Here is an 18036-nt window from a genome sequence, read left to right on the forward strand (position 1 = left end):
GCGGGGCCGGCGGCGCGGCGCGCCGGGGGCGGCCGGGGGCTGCCGGCCGCGCTCGCGGGCTGGCAGTTCAGCCGTCGGCCGCTGCGCGGCGCGGGCCCGGTGCTGCTGCTCGTGCTCGCCGTCGCGATGGGCATGCTGGCCATCGGGCAGAGCGCCTCCTGGGAGCGTTCGCAGGAGGACCGGGCCGACTTCCGTACGGGTACGGCGGTACGGGTCCTGACCAACGGCGCCGCCGAACCGGCGCAGGCCGGGCAGTTCACGGCGCTGCCCGGGGTCCGCTCGGTCGCCCCCGCGCACCGCTCCACGACGAGCCTCGCGGGCAACCGCACCGGGACCGTCCTCGCCCTCGACATCGAGCACGCCGCCGACGACTTCCGGCTCCGCGAGGACCTCGCGGACGTCCCGACCGGCCGGCTGCTGTCCTCGCTCACGGGCCGGGACGAAGCGGAATCCGGGATCGCGCTGCCGAAGGGCACCCGGGGCCTGGCCCTCGACCTGCGGCGCACGGCGCCGCGCGACACGGCGCCGGTCCAGGTGACGGTCGTCGTGGAGGACCAGTACGGGATTCCGTACCGCAGGCTCGCCGGCCGGCTGCCCTCCGACGGGCAGCGCCACCGGCTCACGCTCGACCTCGGCGCGACGCCGCAGGGCACCCGGAACGTCGGGCCGATGAGGCTGACCGGCGTCGAACTCGACGGGGCGGTCCTCGAAGGGAGCGGCGGGCCACAGACCTTCGCGATCGAGGGGCTCCTCTCCCGCCACGAGGACGGCACCGAGCGCCCGGTCGAGGCCGTGCGCTCCCTCGCCTCCTGGCCGACCCACTACCAGGCGGTCGAGGACGGCGAACCCGAGAAGCCGGTCGCGCTGACCGGGCGTACCGCCGGGGCGACGCCCTACACGGTCGGGTTCACCGCCGGCTGGTCCGCCGGCGCGACGACACCGGACCCGATGTGGGGCGAGCAGGAGTACGGGCTGCGGATCACCGCCCCGCGCCCCGTGCCGCCCAAGACGCTGAGCGGGGTGGCCACGGACGCCTTCCTCACCGCCGCCGGAGCGAAGAAGGGCGACCAGGTCGAGGTGTCCCTCGGCGGTCTGCGGCTGAACGTGACGATCGTGGGCACCGCCCGCGAGCTGCCGACCACGGGCCCCGGCGCCACGACCGTGACCGCGGGCTCCCCGGCCGCCACGCCCGACGACGGGGGCGCGCTCCTGGTGGACCTGCGGGCGGCCAACACCTTCCTCTCCACCGACCCCACGGCGAGCCTCGCGCCCACCGAGTGGTGGCTGACCACCGCGCCAGGCCGCGCCGGCGAGGTCGCCGACGCCCTGCGCGCCCGGCCCGACGCGGACCCCGCCCAGGTGCTCGTACGGGACGAGGCGGCGGCCGAGCTGCTCGGCGACCCGCTCGGCGCGGGCCCCAACGTGGCGCTGATGGCCGTCGCGGCGGCCGCGGCGGCGCTCGCGGCGGTCGGCTTCGCGGTGAGCGCGGCCGGTTCGACGCGTGAACGGTCGGCGGAGTTCGGGGTGTTGCGGGCGCTCGGTGCCCCGCGCCGCCAGCTCGCCCGGCTGATCGCAGCCGAGCAGGGCCTGCTCGTGGGCATCGGCCTCCTGGTGGGCGTGGCCCTCGGCACCGTCCTGACCCGGGCCGTCGTGCCCCTGATCGTGCTGACCGGTCAGGCGGCCCAGCCCGTCCCGCGCGTCCTGGTCCAACTCCCGCCCGGTCATGTGGCCCTGCTGCTCGCCGGGGTCGCCGCGCTGCCGCTGCTGATCGTCACCGGGATCGCGCTCCGCCGCACGGACCCGGTCGAGACCCTGCGCCACCAGGGGGACCAGTGAAGCGCGACGACACGACCGGCGAGTCGGCCGACGACGGGACGACCGGCTCGGAACCCGTCGCCTACACGACCCCCAAGGCCTCCGTCACCGACACGACCCGCACGGCCTCGGCAAGGAAGGCGACCGACACCATGCCCCGCAAGGACGGCCGATCGGCCTCCCCGTCGGCCGCCGGCCCCCGTAGCCGTCCCGCCCGCGCCGTCGCGCCCTGGGTACGGACCCGGCTGCGGACCGCGCCGGGGACGGCAGCGGCCTTCGCGCTCCTCGTCCTCGTCACCGCGTTCCTCGCCGCCGCGCTCCCCAGGACCGTCGACCGGTACGAGACATCGGGTCTGCGCCACGACATCGTGACCGCGCCGCCCCGCACCACGGTCCTCGACATCACCAGCCAGCCGCCGCTGACCCTCACTCCGGAGGACCGCGCGGCGGAGGTCTCGCCGGAGGTGCTCGCGCAGCGGAGCACCGCGCTCCAGGAGCTGCTGCCCGCGCCGCTCCGCGTCGACCGGGCCGAGTCCGCGCACGGCGTGCGGACCACCAAGCGGGTCACCGGGCTCGACCCCTGGCTCCCGAAACCGTCCGGCCTGCCCCCTGAGTTCACCCTCAGCACGCTGTCGGAGCTCGCCGGCCACGCGACCGTACGGGAGGGCCGGCTGCCCACCCGGGCGGAGCCCGGCCGGTCGAGCGAGGTCGCCGTCACCCGGGAGACGGCGAAGTCGCTGCGCCTGAAGGTCGGTTCGGTCGTCCACGTACCGGATCTGTTCGCCAAGGAGCCGCTCGCCCTGACCGTCGTCGGGATCGTCGAACCGCTGCGCCCGCAGGGCGCCTACTGGTCCGCCGACCCGCTCCTGCGCACCCCGACGTACGCCTCGAAGACCTCGACCAACGGCACGTACTTCTACTGGCAGGCCGCCCTGCTGCTGCCGCCCGCCGGTGCCACCACGATCATGGCGGGCAACGGCGAGCCCGAGATGTACTGGCGGTTCGCCCCCGACGTCAGCCGGCTCACCGCGCAGGACGAGGAGCGGCTGACCACCGCGCTCGCCTCGCTCTCCGGCGGCCCCGACCTCGTACGGGTCCGGGACACGGTGGGCCCGACCGGCGCGACCGCGACCGGCCTCGACGAGATCCTGGAGGCGTACGGCGGGATGCGGTCGGCCATCGCGCCGGTCGTGGCCGTCGCCGCCTTCGGGATCGGCGCGGTCGCGGCGGTCGTCCTCGCCATGACCGGCGGTCTGTTCGCGGCCCGGCGCGCCGCCGAACTGGCGCTGCTGCGCTCGCGCGGCGGCTCGTTGGCCGGGATCGGCGTCCGGCTGCTCGGTGAGACGGCCGTCCTGGCCCTGCCCGCCGCCGCGCTCGGGCTGCTGCTCGCGATCCTCGCCTTCCCCGAGGCCCGGTTCCCGCCCGCGCTCGCCGCCGCAGGGGCGGTCGCGCTGCTCGCCACGCTCGCGCTGCCCCTGCGGGCGCTGTTCCTGCACCGCAAGCCGCTCACCCACGGCGGGCGCGAGGACCTCGTCGACGCCCGCCCCTCCCGGGGCCGTACCGTCGCCGAACTGACCGTCCTCGTCCTGGCCGTCGGCGCGGTCGTCGCGCTGCGCCGGCGCGGCACCGGGGACTCCGGTGACCACCTGGTGAGTTCGGCTCCGGTGCTCGTCGCCCTGATCGCCGCGCTCGTCCTCGTACGGCTGTATCCGCTGCCGCTGCGGTGGGCGGCCCGGCCCGCTCGTCGGCTGCGGGGCGCGGTCGGGTTCCTGTCGCTCGCCCGGGCCGGGCGTTCCTCGGCGACGGGCGTGCTGCCGCTGCTCGCCCTGCTGGTGGCGCTGACGACGGCCGCGTTCGGCGGTTCGGTGCTCGCGGGGGTCGCCGACGCGCGGGACCGGGCGGCACTCCTGGAGACGGGCGCGGACGCGCGGGTGACGGGCAACGCCGATTCCGTCCCGCTCACGGACGGGCTCACGGCGGCGGTGCGCGGGACGGTGGGGATGACGGACGTGACCACGGCCCAGGTCGAGTACGGCGTGGCCCTGCCGGACGGGACGGGACAGCAGCCGGAGTTGGAGACCACCGCGCTTGTGGGCGTGGACCCGGAGTCGTACGGCCGGCTCGCGGGCCGGACCGGCTTCGGCCCGTTCCCGCCGGGGCTGCTGAGGTCGACGGGCAAGGCGGGCGGCAAGCCGGTCCTGCCGGCGATCGCCTCGCCCGCGGTCGCGGAGCGGCTCGGGACCGAACCGCGGGACCTGGTGGCGGCGGCAGGCGAGTTCGCCGTACGGGTCGTGGCGGTACGGACCAGCACGCCGGCCCTGCCCGAGCAGGACTTCCTGCTGGTCAACGGCGCCGACCTGCCGCGCGGCGAGGACACCGTCGTGCTGGCCTCCGGGCCGGCGCTGGACGGGGCGGCGCTCCGTAAGGCGGTCGCGGCGAACTCCAAGGACTTCGCGGTGGTGCTGCGGGCCGAGCGCCGCGCGACCTACGTCGACTCGCCGATGCAGAGGGGCGCCGAGCGGATCTACCTGGCGGCGATCGGGGCGGGCGCGGGCTACGCCGTCCTCGCCCTCCTGTTGTCGCTGATGCAGTCCGCGCCGGAACGGGCCACGCTGCTCGCCCGGTTGCGGACCATGGGCCTCACGCGGCGGCAGAGCAGAAGGCTCCTCGGTCTGGAGGCGCTGCCGCAGGCGCTGCTCGCGGCGGTCGGCGGCACGCTCGTCGGCTGGGCCACGATCCTGCTGCTCGCACCGGGCGTGGACCTGGTCCGGCTCTCGCTGGCGGCGCCGCCGGGGATCGCCACGCTGGACACCGCGCCGCTGCGGGCGGACGCCTGGTCGCTGGTGCTTCCGGCGGCGGGCGTGGTGCTGCTGGCCGCCCTCGCGGCGGGGCTTCAGGCGTGGTGGTCGGCCCGTACCGGATCGATCAAGGAACTCAGGGCAGGAGACGCACGATGACGACGACCGACACCACGCTCGCCGAGCTGGAGCAGCGGGCGACGGCGCACCGCGACCGGCCCTCGTACGGGCACGACGCCCTGATCGCCTGCGATCGGCTCGTCCGGATCTTCACCACGGACGGGGTGGAGGTGCAGGCGCTCCAGGGTCTCGATCTGCTCGTCAGGGAGGGCGAGTTGATGGCCCTCGTCGGGGCGTCCGGCAGCGGCAAGTCGACGCTCATGAACATCCTCGCCGGCCTCGACGTACCGACGGCCGGCGCGGCGAAGGTCGCGGGCTGCGACCTGCTCGCGATGGACGCGAAGGCACGGCTGCGATATCGGCGGGACGTGGTGGGCTTCGTCTGGCAGCAGACGGCGCGCAACCTCCTCCCGTACCTGACGGCCGCTCAGAACGTGGCGCTGCCGATGCAGTTGCGGGGCGGCCGGGTGCGCTCCAGGCTGAAGGCGGAGCGGGCTGAGGAGCTGCTCGCGATGCTGGAGGTGGCGGACTGCCGGGACCGCAGGCCGCACCAGATGTCCGGCGGCCAGCAGCAGCGGGTGGCGATCGCCGTCGCGCTCGCCAACTCCCCCTCGGTCCTGCTCGCCGACGAGCCGACGGGCGAGCTGGACTCGGCGACGGGCGAGCAGGTCTTCGCGGCCTTCCGGCGTGCCAACGAGGAGCTGGGCACGACGATCGTGATCGTCACCCACGACCAGGCGGTCGCCTCGGAGGTGCGCCGCACTGTCGCCATCCGCGACGGCCGCACGTCCTCGGAGGTGCTGCGCCGCACGGAGGTCGACGCGGAGGGCCAGGAGTCCCTGGTGTCCCGCGAGTACGCGATGCTCGACCGCGCGGGAAGGCTGCAACTCCCGGCGGAGTACACGGAGTCCCTGGGGATGGAGCACCGCGTGCTTCTGGAGCTGGAGCAGGACCACATCGGGGTGTGGCCGGACGAGAAGAAGAGCTGAGGGACCGTCCTTCGCCTGTGACTCAGGCGAAGGGCAGGGAGGACGGCAGGGTCCGTACGGCTATCGACCCGTAAGGCGTACGGAGCCGGAGCCACGGACCCGAGGCGAGCAGGGCCACCGGCACACCCTCTCCCGGCAGGAAGCCCAGGGACTGCGCGGCGTGGACGGCGCGCAGCGGAAGCCCGGTCGTCTCGACCGTACGCGACCAGATCTCGCGCCCGATCCGGTCCCGCTCGGCGCGCGTGCGCCGTTCCGCGGGCAACTCCTCGTCCCGCGCCCGGAATTCGGCGACGGCGGCGGCGACCGCGCCCCGCAGACCGCCCGCGCCGGGCAGTCCGGCGACCGGTTCCCAGCCGCCTCGGGGCGGCAGGACACCGGCCCAGGGCGGCCCGGTGACGGCGTCGGGGACGACGGCCTTGCCGGCCGACTCCTCGATGCCTTCGAGGAGTTCACCGGCGGAGACGGTGACGTCCAGATCCACGGCGTCGACGAGGCGTGCCGTACGGATCGCGAGCACCTCGAACGACGGCGGCCGCCCGAAGACGGCGAGCGCGCCGCCACCGGCCTGGAGGCGGACGGCGGCGGCGCGGTCGTAGTGGATCAGCCGGGCCAGGAAGGCGGCGAGGTCCGCCGCCTCCCTGGCGTCGGCGAAGTGCAGCGGCGCGATCATGCTGCGGCGGCCCCGCCCTGCATCCCGTCGTCCATGTACTCCTCCAGGAACGAACGCTCCTCGGCGGAGATGCGACGCGGCCGCTGGGCCTCCAGGTCGAAGGGAACGACGACCGTCGAGGCCCGTACGTACGTCGTCTCCGGGTCCTTGATCTCGTACGCGATCGTCAGCGACGCCGCGCCTATCTTCGTGACCCAGGACTCGATGGTGACCGGCGCGTGCCGGTGCACCAGCGGGCGCACGTAGTCGATCTCGTGCCGGGCCACGACGGACCCGCCGGAGAACGACGGCGAACCGTCGCCCGGCGCGAGCCGGAACATGAAGTCGATCCGCGCCTCTTCCAGGTACCGCAGGAAGACGACGTTGTTGACGTGCCCGAAGGCGTCCATGTCCGACCAGCGCAGGGGACAGCTGTAGATATGTCGCACGCTCAGCCTCGGGTCAGCTTCTTGTACGTCGCGCGGTGCGGACGGGCCGCGTCCGGGCCGAGGCGCTCGATCTTGTTCTTCTCGTAGGACTCGAAGTTGCCCTCGAACCAGTACCACTTCGACTCGCCCTCGTACGCGAGGATGTGCGTGGCGACTCGGTCGAGGAACCAGCGGTCGTGGGAGATGACCACGGCCGCACCGGGGAACTCGAGCAGCGCGTTCTCGAGCGAGGACAGGGTCTCGACGTCGAGGTCGTTGGTCGGCTCGTCGAGGAGCAGCAGGTTGCCGCCCTGCTTGAGGGTGAGCGCCAGGTTGAGGCGGTTGCGCTCACCACCGGAGAGCACACCGGCCGGCTTCTGCTGGTCCGGCCCCTTGAAGCCGAAGGCGGACACGTACGCCCGCGACGGCATCTCGACCTGACCCACGTTGATGTAGTCCAGCTCGTCGGAGACGACGGCCCACAGGGTCTTCTTCGGGTCGATGTTGGCGCGGCTCTGGTCGACGTACGAGATCTTGACGGTCTCGCCGACCTTGACGGAGCCGGAGTCCGGGGTCTCCAGACCCTGGAGCATCTTGAAGAGCGTGGTCTTGCCGGCGCCGTTCGGGCCGATGACACCGACGATGCCGTTACGCGGCAGGGTGAAGCTGAGGTCGTCGATGAGGACCTTGTCGCCGAAGGCCTTGGAGAGGTTGTTGACCTCGACGACGATGGAGCCCAGGCGCGGGCCCGGCGGGATCTGGATCTCCTCGAAGTCCAGCTTCCGCATCTTGTCGGCCTCGGCGGCCATCTCCTCGTAGCGAGCGAGACGGGCCTTGGACTTGGCCTGACGCCCCTTGGCGTTCGACCGCACCCACTCGAGCTCTTCCTTCAGACGCTTGGCGCGCTTGGCGTCCTTCTGGCCCTCGACCTTGAGGCGGGTCGCCTTGTTCTCCAGGTAGGTGGAGTAGTTGCCCTCGTAGGGGTGGGCGCGACCGCGGTCGAGCTCCAGGATCCACTGGGCCACGTTGTCGAGGAAGTACCGGTCGTGGGTGACGGCGACGACGGTGCCGGGGTACTTGGCGAGGTGCTGCTCCAGCCACTGCACGGACTCGGCGTCCAGGTGGTTGGTGGGCTCGTCGAGGAGCAGCAGGTCGGGCGCCTCGAGCAGGAGCTTGCAGAGCGCGACGCGGCGCTTCTCGCCACCGGAGAGGTTGACGACCGGCCAGTCGCCGGGCGGGCAGCCCAGCGCGTCCATGGCCTGCTCGAGCTGCGCGTCGAGGTCCCAGGCGTTGGCGTGGTCCAGGTCCTCCTGGAGCTTGCCCATCTCCTCCATGAGCGCGTCCGAGTAGTCGGTCGCCATGAGCTCGGCGACCTCGTTGAAGCGGTGAAGCTTCCCCATGATCTCGGCGGCGCCGTCCTGGACGTTCTGGAGGACGGTCTTGGACTCGTCGAGCGGCGGCTCCTGGAGGAGCATGCCGACGCTGTACCCGGGCGACAGGAACGCGTCACCGTTGGACGGCTGCTCGAGGCCGGCCATGATCTTGAGGACGGTGGACTTACCGGCACCGTTCGGGCCGACCACACCGATCTTCGCACCGGGCAGGAAGCTCAGCGTCACGTCATCGAGGATGACCTTGTCGCCGTGCGCCTTGCGCGTCTTGCGCATCGTGTAGATGTACTCAGCCAAGAGAAACCGTCCGGCAAAGAGTGAGTGGGCAGATACACCCCATCTTGCCTGACCGCCACCCTCGGGTGCGAACCAGTAGGTGGGGACCCCACTGACCTGCGCGTTCCCCGGTCACCCTAGTAGCCGACCTGTCACTGTTGGTCGCCACCGATCGACCTCGGGCGACCTTGCACGGCCCAGGGACGGCCCAGGTCAAACCCAGCCCTCACCGTTCGACGCAGAACGAGACGAGCTTCGGCTCCTCCGACGAGTCCGCCACACCCACCAGCATCTCGTAGCCCTCTTCGCCCACACGGACGGACACAACGCGCTCTCTGGGAAGGCCCCGAGGGGTCGACTCACCCAATATGAATCCCACTACGTGTTCGGTTGCGCGGGACTCCTGCGCAGGACGTTTCTGGACAAGCCTGACAGAGTTTCGCTTGGCGCGATCATGCAGCCACGCGGACGCGATGGTCCATACACAGACCACTCCCGCGAGAGCGACTCCGAGAGTGGTAACGAGGAGCAGAGTCATCACGCTTACCAACCTGTCGCCAGCAAGACGGCCGAGGTCCCAATGATGGCCGAGATAGCGAATACAAAGCTACACAGAACCAAGGCGAAAGTATCCGTCTCCGCGGCATGACTTTCCGCGTGCATACTGTAACGCGCTGCATATGCGAGCACCCCAAGCACTAGGGCGCCCATAGATGCGTACACGACACGGTCTCGCTGACGTTCCCGCTCAGGCCGAACACGGACCCCCCAGAGCTCAAAGACGCCACCGAGCATTACCACCACACCGGCAAGAATGAACTCGTGCCCGCCGAAGACTTTCGCAAAGTGCACCGACTGCCGAGTTAGCGCTTCCCAAATCAGGGGCAGTGCGACAGCCACCAAGGCGACGGCAACCACCCCCGTGATCCATTGCCGCATTCGGCGACTAACATCGCCTGGCTGGAGGGCAGTTACCTTCCGCTCGGGGGCCACGATCCTCACCTCCCGTGGCGAATCCGGAGAGAACTTCGTCATCGAAGATAGTCAACTCGCCCTGCTTCAAAGCTATGACCTGGCGAGCGCCCCCGCCATTCGGCAGAGATCTAATCGGAAAGGTCGCTGAGCGGCTTTGGGCTGGTGCTGTCACGGGTCACTGGCCCGCTGGCCTTGCCCGCGGTCCACCCCAACTCCCATCCCGTCTGCCGTCGACCCACACGCATGTGGAGCGGGCGCGGGTCCTGGCGTCCAGGTGGAGCGCGCCACTGTACGAACGACCTGGACGCCAGGGCCCGTGTCTGCTCGGCTCTGCCTGGGTCGATGGCAGGCGGGATGGGGGCTCCCCACCTTCACCACGACGCTGTCGGCAGACGCCCACAGGCCCCTCCATCCCGGAGCCTGAGCGCCCCCGCCGGAGGCATCGTCCTGGCCGGCACGTCACGTACTCGCCCCGGCCACGCCGGGGTTCTTCCCGCCATCAACCCAAGCTGCCAGGCGTGCGCGGCGGGTGCCTTGATGAAGTAGACAAGCTCTCACCGCACCTAGGGCGGAGGCATCCCGTCGTGGCTCCTGACGTGCGGACCTGCCCGTCCAGGGCGTCGAGCAGCCTGATCGCGCGGACCTCTCCCATACCTGCCAAGACCTCGGCCGGCGTAGGCCAGTCGACCGCTGTCGACTCGTCCGACGTCCGCTCGGCACCGCCGGGACGGCTTGCACCGGAAGAGCAGCGTCACAATGCCGGGGGGCGTGCTCTTGTGGACCCCGCTCAGCTCGTCCACCTCGACCTGGATGCCAGTCTCTTTCAGGACCTCGCGCACGACGCCAAACTCGGGCGTCTCGGTGTGTTTGAGGACTCCGCCCGAAGGCCATCAGCGCAAATGTACTGGGCCGGCGGTCACACTCACGACGGCCCGGAGACGGCCCCTCTCATCGGCGGGAAACCTGCTGGTGGGGGCTGCCTGGCGTCCGTGCTCGGAAAGAGCATCCGCAGCCACCGCACTGAGGCAGGATGCCCCTGACGATTCCGTCAATCAGTCAGGGGGATCAATGGGAAGCGCGCTCATCGGCTTAGCCGCTGCGGTGGTTGGCGTCACAGGCACGCTCATTGCCTCCGTGTTGTCGCAACGCCTTCTGGCTCGCGTTCAGTCGGAGCAGTTCGAGCGCCAGCAGTATGCGGCCGAAGCACAGTGGCGCCGCGAGCAGCAAGTATCTGAGCTGAACCGTCGACGCGACGGCTACATGCAAGTCAACGCGTCCCTACGTCGCTACCGAACCCACCTCATGAACTTCCTGTGGATCGTGCACAAATCAGCTGTCACGCCGGATGCACGTGAGCTGGTCGAGGAGGCCCGACGCGATCATCATTCCGTCTTCGCTGAGGCTCAGATGATCGCCTCCGCAGCGGTCTTGGCCGAGCTGGATGAGATGACAAAGGCGCTGTCTGAGGTCTACAGGCGAACCATGTGCCTGGAAGAAGGGAATCCGGATCCCGACGGGTCGTTCGAGGAAATACGAACAGACTTCGTCCGGCTCTGGGAGCAGTGGGAGGGGATGCGCGCGACGATGCGCGACGATCTCGGCCTCGGGAACATCGCGGCGAGCAACCCACGCTCGGTTCCTGACGGCCCGCCCACAGCTAACGGCCCACAGACGGCCGATGCTGCCTGAGACGCCCCTCATCAGCGGGAAACCTGCTGATGAGGGGCTGTTCCGTGGCCTCGATCGGAGAGAAGCACACCATCTCGCCTGGCCGCCGTCCCGTGATGGAACCCAGTACTGTCCGGCTCCCCTGGCCTACTGGTTCCCGGGGCAACCCACGTAGCGGACTCGGTTTCCACCGCTCGCTCCTGTCTCCGCGCCTCGCCCAGCGTTCTTGGCGGAAGTACTCGGGCATGGCTGAGTACCTGCGCACTGGTCGGCCCTGCGGTGAGGCGGAACTCTTGGGCCATGCGACAAGGACTCAAAAGACTCTCTCCGCAGCTGGTGATCCCCGTACTGGCTCTGGTGGCGCTGGCGGCGTGGGCCGGCTGGCTGGGCTGGGACCAGCATCGTGACGTGCACCCTGATGGATCCACGACCGGCCCCTACGAGGCGTGGCAGGTGATCGGGCTCGTCCTGACGCTGCTGGCACCGGTGTGCTGGGCGGCATCCCGGAGCTACCCCACGGGTGCCGTGCTCGGCACCACCGCCGGTCTGACCGTGGCCGCCTTCTACGACTGGTCGGACGACGCCAGCGGGCTCTTCGTGATCGGCGTGGGAACGGTCATGGTGGGGAGCCTCCTTGCGACCACCGCCCTTTCAGCGGTTGTCGCTGCTGCGACACAGAGCCGCGTCCGCCGTCGCCCCTGAGTAGCGTGCGGCTGCCACTGGCCCGGGGCCCCCGGGGTCACGTTCCGTGGGCGGGGAGTGTGGGTGGGAGGCCGAATCGGGGGAGCAGGGTCTCGTCGAAGCGGGTGAAGGCGCTGATGCGGTCGCCGGTGGGGGTGGCCGTGAGCGTGAGGACGAAGAGGCCTGAGGCGGGGTGGGTGGGGGTGCGGAGGTAGGCGGCGAAGGCGGGCTGGCCGTTGGCTCGGGTCGGGACCAGGTCGACCCGGCGGCCCGAGTCGAAGATCGCGGCGAAGAGGCGGGCCGCTGCGGGGCGGCCTTCGTACGTGAGGGGGATCGGCGGCATGGAGACGAGGACGTCGTCGGTGAGCAGGGCGAGGAGTGCTTCCAGGTCGCCGGATTCGTAGGCGCGGACGAAGGCGGTCACGAGTGCCTGTTCGGAGGGGCTGCCGGGGGCGGGGCGTGGTACTGGGTCGGCGCTGCGGTGCTTCAGGGTGCTGCGGGCGCGTTTGAGGGCGCTGTCGACCGCGCCCGGGGTCGCGTCGAGCATCTCGGCGACCTCGGCCGCGTGGAATCCGAGGACGTCGCGCAGGACGAGGACCGCCAGCTGGCGGGGCGGGAGGGTCTGGAGCGCGGTGACGAACGCCAGGGAGAGGGACTCCGTCTGCTCGTAGCGGGCCTCGGGGCCGAGCGGGGTGTCGGTCGCCCCGTCGAGGAGGGCGTCGGGGAGGGGCTCCAGCCAGGGGACCTCGCCGCGCCGGGTGGGCTCGGGCGGTGGGACGCCGGGCATGTCCCACTCGCGGGCGCGGCGCCGGTTCGCGGAGCGGCGCGCGTTGAGGCAGCGGTTGGTGGCGATCCGGTAGAGCCAGGTACGGACCGAGGCGCGGCCCTCGAAGCCGCCGAGGCCCTGCCAGGCGGCCAGCAGCGTGTCCTGGAGGACGTCCTCGGCGTCCTGGAGCGAGCCGAGCATCCGGTAGCAGTGCACGTGCAGCTCGCGGCGGTGCGGCTCGGTCAGCGCGCGGAACGCCTCACCGTCGCCGTCCCGCGCCCTGGTGATGAGGTCGGCTGTGGTCAGGTCGGCTGTCGTCGGGTCGGCTGTCGTCGGGTCGGCTGTCATGGGCTCCACCACCTCCATCCTGTACGGACACCGGTCGGGCGGCGAACCGGGCGCCCGGTTCGTGTCGGGCGCGGTGTCTGTCTCTTCGGGAGGGATGAAACGGAGAGGAGTCGTCGCGATGTTGCTGCTCAAGGACAAGGTCGCCGTCATTCACGGGGCCGGGGGCGCGATCGGCGGTGCCGTCGCGCGTACGTTCGCGGCGGAAGGCGCCGAGCTCTTCCTGGCCGGGCGCCGCCTGGGCCCCGTCGAAGCCGTCGCCGAGGATGTCGTGGCGGCCGGCGGGTCGGCGGTGGCGGCGGAGGTGGACGCCCTCGACGAGGGGGCGGTGGACCGGTACCTGCGGTCGGTGACCGAGCGGGCGGGGCGGATCGACGTCTCGTTCGACGCCGTCGGCATCCCGAACGCCGAGATCCTGGGCGTCCCGCTGACGGACCTGGACGCGGAGCGCTTCGCGCTGCCGATCGCGGCGTACACACGCGCGTACTTCCTGACGGCGCGGCTCGCGGCACGGCGGATGGTCGAGCGGGGATCAGGGGTGATCATGACCGTCACCGCGCTCCATTCCCGTACCGGCATCCCCCTGGTGGGCGGTTACGGCCCCGCGATGGCGGCGAAGGAAGCCCTCACGCGCGCGCTGTCCGCCGAACTCGCCCCGCTCGGCGTCCGCGTCGTCGGCCTGCGCCCCCAGGCCATGCCGGAGACCCGCACGATCCGCGAGGCCTTCGCACCGCGCGCCGAGGCCTCGGGGCTGACGTGGGAGCAGTGGCAGCAGACCCTCGCGACCCGGACCCACCCGCGACGGCTCATGTCCCTGGACGAACTGGCGCACGTGGCGGCCTTCCTGGCCTCCGACCGCGCGAGCGGGCTGACCGGGACGACCGTCAACCTGACGATGGGCAGCCTGGACGACTAGGACCACCCGCGTGCGGACGCGCGACGGCCCCGGCGCGCGGAGTGCGCGCCGGGGCCGTCGGCCGCCGTGAGGCGGGGTACTACCGGTGCCTACTGGCCGGCCGTCTTCTTCTTACGGAGGAAGAAGACCGCGCCGCCGCCGAGAACCACGAGGAGCGCGGCGATGCCGGCGATCATCGGGGTGGCGTTGGAACTACCGGTCTCGGCGAGGTCGCCACCACCGGTGGTGGAGCCGCCGGCCGTGCCCTCGGTGGGCGGGGTGGAGACGGACGGCTCGGTCGACGGGGTGGTCGACGGTGCCGGGGTGGTGGCCGGCTTGCAGTCGAGAACGCCCTTGAAGTTCTTCTCGAAGCCGTTCGGGCCCTTGATCGTGAAGTCGTACGCCTTGTCCTCGGCGACCGGGACGGTGACCGTCTCGGACTTGCCGGCAGCGATCGTGTGCTTCACACCAGCGAGCTCGAAGGTGAAGTCCTCGTCACCCTCGTTGGACGCCGTGATGTCGAGGCCGCCCTTGGCGCAGTTCTTCTCGGCCGTGACGGCCGGGATCGCGCCCTTCTTGGCCCAGGTCGCCGAGGCCTTCGCCTCGACCGTGGAGGTGCTGGTGCCAGCCAGGATCAGGGTCTGGCTCTTGACCTTCGTGGAGACGAAGGCACGACCGATCGGGACCGTGGTGTCGGCCTTCACGTTCAGCTCGGCAGAGCCGTCGGCGGTGCCGGCAGGCACGTCGAAGAAGACCTTGTCGCCGTTGGCGACGTCGGTGACGACCTTGCCGTCCTTGTCAACGAGCTTCACACCGGCCGGAGCGCCCGGAGTCAGCGAGACCGTGGCCTTGGCGGCGTTGGTGTCGACCGTGATCGGACCGAGGCGCTCGCCGGCCTTACCGGCGACGGAGGACGGGCTGAGTGCCAGGGAAGCCTTCGGCTCCTGCAGGTTCTCGGCCTTCTCCCGCAGGTACGTGGTGAGGGCCTGCGCGTTCTTGTTGACCGGCACGGCGTCGGCGTTGTCGGAGAAGTACCAGATGGCCGCCTGCGTGGCCGCGGCGGCGGTCTTCTCGGTGAGGTTCTTCGCGCCGACCTTCTTGGCCAGGGCGTCGAGGTCGTTCACCTGCGGGTAGGAGTTCTGCAGGATCCAGCGGATCTTGCCCGCGTTCTTGTTGTTGTGGAGGACGGACTGGTCCCAGCCGACTTCCTTGTACTCCTGGTCCTTCAGCGCGTCGGTGTGAAGGTCGATGCAATAGGTCTGGATCGTACCGCCGGGCTGCACCTTCATCTCGAAGAGGCCGGCGGAGTACTCGTGACCATCGATCTTCACCTTGGCGGAGGTCTTGAGACCGCCGAGCGTGGCAGTGGCGCCGCCCTCGTCAGCCGCCGCCGGTCCCGCTACGGCTATCGCACCCGCAGCGACGAGGCCGGAGACCACGGTCGCGGCGGCAAGGCGGGCAACGCCGCGCCTCCGAACAGAAAACATGAATTTCCCCTCCGGGCGAGCTGCTCCGTGCCATCCGGTCATGACATGACACGTGGGGGGAGCGCATCGCCAGCAGAATCACAGACCCGGTTGACTCACTGTCGACTCAAGTGCTTACTCAAGTCCCGTATGAGTACCTGGGAATCCTAGGGACGGGGAAGCCCCGAGTGCCCGCCCATACGAGCTGATAACCATACCGACTCAGAATCGTTATGACCGGGCCCCTCCGAACGGGAATCCGCAGGTCACCGAGTCGACAAATCCCCTCACAACTCCCGTTCACCGCACGGGTTCGAGCACCTGGGCCGTCTTCGAGGGGTCCGGAGCCTCCCAGGGGTCCCGCTCCACCGCTCCCCCGGCTCCGTTCCCTTGACGTTCCGTCGCGCGTGGTTCGCCCTTCACCACCCGCCGGAACGCCGCCGTTCCGCGCGTCAGATCGTGGCCCACCGCCACCGCGTCGACGTCCACGAACGTCCTGCGCCGGCCCTCCGGCACCCCGGCGCCGTCCTCCCCCGTGACCTCCTCCTCCCGTACCCGCAACCGGCCGTGCACGACCAGCGGCTCCCCCACCGAGACCGACGCGGCGAGGTTCGCGCCGAGCGCCCGCCACGCGAACACCGTGTAGAAGCTGGTGTTTCCGTCCGACCAGGTGCCCCGCTCCCGGTCCCAGCGGCGCGCGGTCACCGCGAACCTGAACCGGGCCACCCCGCCCGTGGCCGTGTCCCGGTACTCCACGCTCGTCGCCACGTTCCCGACGAGCGTCACCATCGTGTCGTTCATGCCGTTCCCCCCGTTTCGCGCCATTCAGAGTGCTTCGGTGCGCTCCATGACTTTCGTTGCCTTCGTGGCCCTCATGACCTTCATGGTGGATCAGTTCGGCGAAGCGCGCCGAGGCCTGTGGAGGGAGGGCGGGTTGGGGAAAACTCCGTCACCCCGGAGGGCGAAGGCTCACGCAAGGCTCACCGCAGCCGCGCCCCCGGCCTCGTACCGCCCCACCGCATCCCGACCGCGCCGAGGCGCGCCATCCGTGCCCCCGAGCGCGTGCCCGAGACCGTCACGTACTGGTCGCGCACCTCCCGGTACCGCATCAACTCCGCCGCGATCGGATCCAGGACGCGGGCCCGGCCGCACGCGGCGGCCGCCTCGCGCAGCTTCCGTTCGGCCTCCTGGCCGTACCGCCGGGCCGGCCCCTTCACCGCGGCCGCGCACGCCCACTCCACCAACGGGCCGCCGGCGATGCCGCCGAGCATGATGAGGACGGGCGGCAGCAGACCCGGCTCCACGACGCCGACGATCTGGCCGACCAGCCACAGCGCGCCGAAGATCTGCAGGAACGTCATCAGGACCTGCGCCAGGACCGCCGCCGGCCACCACGCCGGGCGCGGGGGCCGGGCGGCCGGGTCGCCGATGGTCGTGGCGAGTTCGTCGAGCGCCTCCGGCAGCCCGTCGGCGCCGCGGGCCGCCGCCTCGCGCACCGCCTGCGCCCAGGGCGCCGGGAGCCCGCGCGAGGCGTCGTCGGCGACGACCCGTACGGCCTGTTCCACCCGCTGCCGGGCGGTGAGTTCGTCCTCGAGCGGCGCCTGGAGGCGGGGGTCGGTGGAGCCGTGCGCGCGGAGCCGTTCGTACCAGCGGTAGAGGCGCAGCCAGGGCGTGCCGCAGGCGCGGATGGCGCCCCTGCGCCAGACGCGTTCGGCGGCCTCGCCCGCCGCGGTGGCGCCGACGGCGACGGCGAGCCGGGCCGCGAAGTCCTCCCGGGCCCGCTCCCCCAGGCCGGTCTGGCCGTCGGAGACGTACGCGGTGCGGAGCCGGGACGCCGCCGCGTCGACGTCGGCCGAGAGGCGGAGCGCGGGGGCGGTGCGCTCGGTGACGAACCCGCCGAGGAGTTCGCGCAGTTCGCCGACGCCCTCGCCGGTGAGGGCGGAGAGGGCGAGGACGGTGGCGCCGGGTTCGCCGTGTTCGCCGAGGGCCATGCCGTCCTCGTCGAGGAGGCGGCGCAGATCGTCCAGGACGAGGTCGGCGGACTCGCCGCCCAGCCGGTCGATCTGGTTGAGGACCACGAAGGTGACCTCGGCGTGGCCGGCGAGCGGCCGCAGATAGCGCTCGTGGAGCGCGGCGTCGGCGTACTTCTCCGGGTCCACGACCCAGATCACGGCGTCGACCAGGCCCAGGACGCGGTCGACCTGGTCGCGGTGGCCGGTGACGGCCGAGTCGTGGTCGGGCAGGTCGATCAGGACGAGGCCCTGGAGGTCCTCGTCGGCGGCCCCGCCCGCGAGGGGACGGCGGCGGAGCCGGCCGGGGACGGCGAGGCGGTCGAGGAGTCCGGCGGAGCCCTCGGACCAGCTGAGCGCGATGGGCGCGGAGGTGGTGGGGCGGCGGAGCCCGGTCTCGGAGACGGGAACGCCGGCGAGGGCGTTGAAGAGCGTCGACTTGCCGCTGCCGGTGGGTCCGGCGATCGCGACGACGGTGTGCCGGGCGGAGAGCCGCTGGCGGGCGGCGGCCTCGTCGAGTACGCGTCCGGCCTCGGCGAGCGTGTCGTTCGCCAGGCGCGTACGGGAGAGGCCGACGAGTTCGTGCAGGGCGTCGAGGCGGGTGCGCAGAGGGCCTCCGTACTGTCCACCGAGGGCCGGAAGGCTGTCCTCCGCGGGGTCGTCGGGGGCGTCCTCAGGGAGGTGTACGCCGTCCCGCTCGGCCGCCCTTCGCGCGATCAGCCCGTCGTCCCAACGATCGTCCACCGTGCTACTGCTCACCGGTCC

At 71.6% G+C, this 18036-nt stretch carries 13 protein-coding genes and 1 pseudogene; 6 read left to right on the top strand and 8 right to left on the bottom strand.

Translation table 11 applies throughout. The features are described 5' to 3' along the window. The 3 genes from ACWCO8_RS27870 to ACWCO8_RS27880 form a co-directional block, all read left to right on the top strand. The coding region (locus ACWCO8_RS27870; protein ID WP_451034579.1) for an ABC transporter permease at nucleotides 1-1836 on the top strand (1836 nt) is incomplete at its 5' end. Between the two features lie 131 nt (nucleotides 1837-1967). Beyond that, nucleotides 1968-4772: an ABC transporter permease gene (locus tag ACWCO8_RS27875; protein WP_451034807.1), complete on the top strand. Its 2805-nt coding sequence runs from the start codon at nucleotides 1968-1970 to the stop codon at nucleotides 4770-4772. Next, nucleotides 4769-5722, top strand: coding sequence for an ABC transporter ATP-binding protein (locus ACWCO8_RS27880; protein ID WP_451034580.1), 954 nt, complete (start codon nucleotides 4769-4771; stop codon nucleotides 5720-5722). Before ACWCO8_RS27875 ends, ACWCO8_RS27880 begins: the two co-directional genes overlap by 4 nt. Before the next feature lie 22 nt (nucleotides 5723-5744). On the opposite strand, the gene ACWCO8_RS27885 is transcribed toward ACWCO8_RS27880, so the two are convergent. From ACWCO8_RS27885 to ACWCO8_RS27900, 4 genes and pseudogenes are all read right to left on the bottom strand, one after another. Then, the gene (locus ACWCO8_RS27885) at nucleotides 5745-6392 is read right to left on the bottom strand and encodes a hypothetical protein (protein ID WP_451034581.1); all 648 of its coding nucleotides are present in this window, start codon (nucleotides 6390-6392) and stop codon (nucleotides 5745-5747) included. Continuing rightward, nucleotides 6389-6820 carry an acyl-CoA thioesterase gene (locus ACWCO8_RS27890; RefSeq protein WP_362006721.1) on the bottom strand — a complete coding sequence of 144 codons (432 nt, stop codon included), beginning with the start codon at nucleotides 6818-6820 and terminating at the stop codon, nucleotides 6389-6391. Before ACWCO8_RS27890 ends, ACWCO8_RS27885 begins: the two co-directional genes overlap by 4 nt. A gap of 2 nt (nucleotides 6821-6822) precedes the next feature. Beyond that, complete coding sequence (ettA, locus tag ACWCO8_RS27895; RefSeq protein ID WP_362006723.1) at nucleotides 6823-8487, bottom strand: energy-dependent translational throttle protein EttA; 1665 nt, start codon at nucleotides 8485-8487, stop codon at nucleotides 6823-6825. 1517 nt (nucleotides 8488-10004) lie between these two features. Further along, nucleotides 10005-10322: pseudogene (locus tag ACWCO8_RS27900) on the bottom strand (NUDIX domain-containing protein); the annotation flags it as partial. Between the two features lie 187 nt (nucleotides 10323-10509). On the opposite strand from ACWCO8_RS27900, the gene ACWCO8_RS27905 reads away from it, so the two are divergent. After that, a complete protein-coding gene (locus tag ACWCO8_RS27905) occupies nucleotides 10510-11130 on the top strand; it encodes a hypothetical protein (RefSeq protein WP_451034582.1) in 621 nt (206 codons plus the stop codon). Nucleotides 11131-11409: 279 nt separating this feature from the next. Beyond that, nucleotides 11410-11811: a hypothetical protein gene (locus ACWCO8_RS27910; protein ID WP_451034583.1), complete on the top strand. Its 402-nt coding sequence runs from the start codon at nucleotides 11410-11412 to the stop codon at nucleotides 11809-11811. Nucleotides 11812-11848: 37 nt separating this feature from the next. Here the strand turns inward: ACWCO8_RS27910 and ACWCO8_RS27915 are convergent, their stop codons facing one another. Further along, a complete protein-coding gene (locus tag ACWCO8_RS27915) occupies nucleotides 11849-12904 on the bottom strand; it encodes an RNA polymerase subunit sigma-70 (protein ID WP_451034584.1) in 1056 nt (351 codons plus the stop codon). Nucleotides 12905-13022: 118 nt separating this feature from the next. Between ACWCO8_RS27915 and ACWCO8_RS27920 the strand changes: the two genes are divergently transcribed. Continuing rightward, nucleotides 13023-13817, top strand: a complete 795-nt coding sequence (locus tag ACWCO8_RS27920; protein ID WP_451034585.1) for an SDR family NAD(P)-dependent oxidoreductase — start codon at nucleotides 13023-13025, stop codon at nucleotides 13815-13817. An 89-nt stretch (nucleotides 13818-13906) separates the two neighbouring features. Here the strand turns inward: ACWCO8_RS27920 and ACWCO8_RS27925 are convergent, their stop codons facing one another. The 3 genes from ACWCO8_RS27925 to ACWCO8_RS27935 all read right to left on the bottom strand — a co-directional run bounded on the left by ACWCO8_RS27925 (nucleotide 13907) and on the right by ACWCO8_RS27935 (nucleotide 18030). Beyond that, on the bottom strand, nucleotides 13907-15283 hold the full coding sequence (locus tag ACWCO8_RS27925) for a Cys-Gln thioester bond-forming surface protein (protein WP_451034586.1): 1377 nt from the start codon (nucleotides 15281-15283) through the stop codon (nucleotides 13907-13909). 279 nt (nucleotides 15284-15562) lie between these two features. Continuing rightward, nucleotides 15563-16063: a single-stranded DNA-binding protein gene (locus ACWCO8_RS27930; protein ID WP_451034587.1), complete on the bottom strand. Its 501-nt coding sequence runs from the start codon at nucleotides 16061-16063 to the stop codon at nucleotides 15563-15565. A 179-nt stretch (nucleotides 16064-16242) separates the two neighbouring features. Beyond that, nucleotides 16243-18030 (bottom strand): GTPase, encoded by a 1788-nt coding sequence (locus tag ACWCO8_RS27935; protein ID WP_451034588.1) that lies wholly within the window; start codon nucleotides 18028-18030, stop codon nucleotides 16243-16245. Between the last annotated feature and the right edge of the window lie 6 nt (nucleotides 18031-18036).

Source organism: Streptomyces sp. NPDC001927, assembly GCF_053594455.1.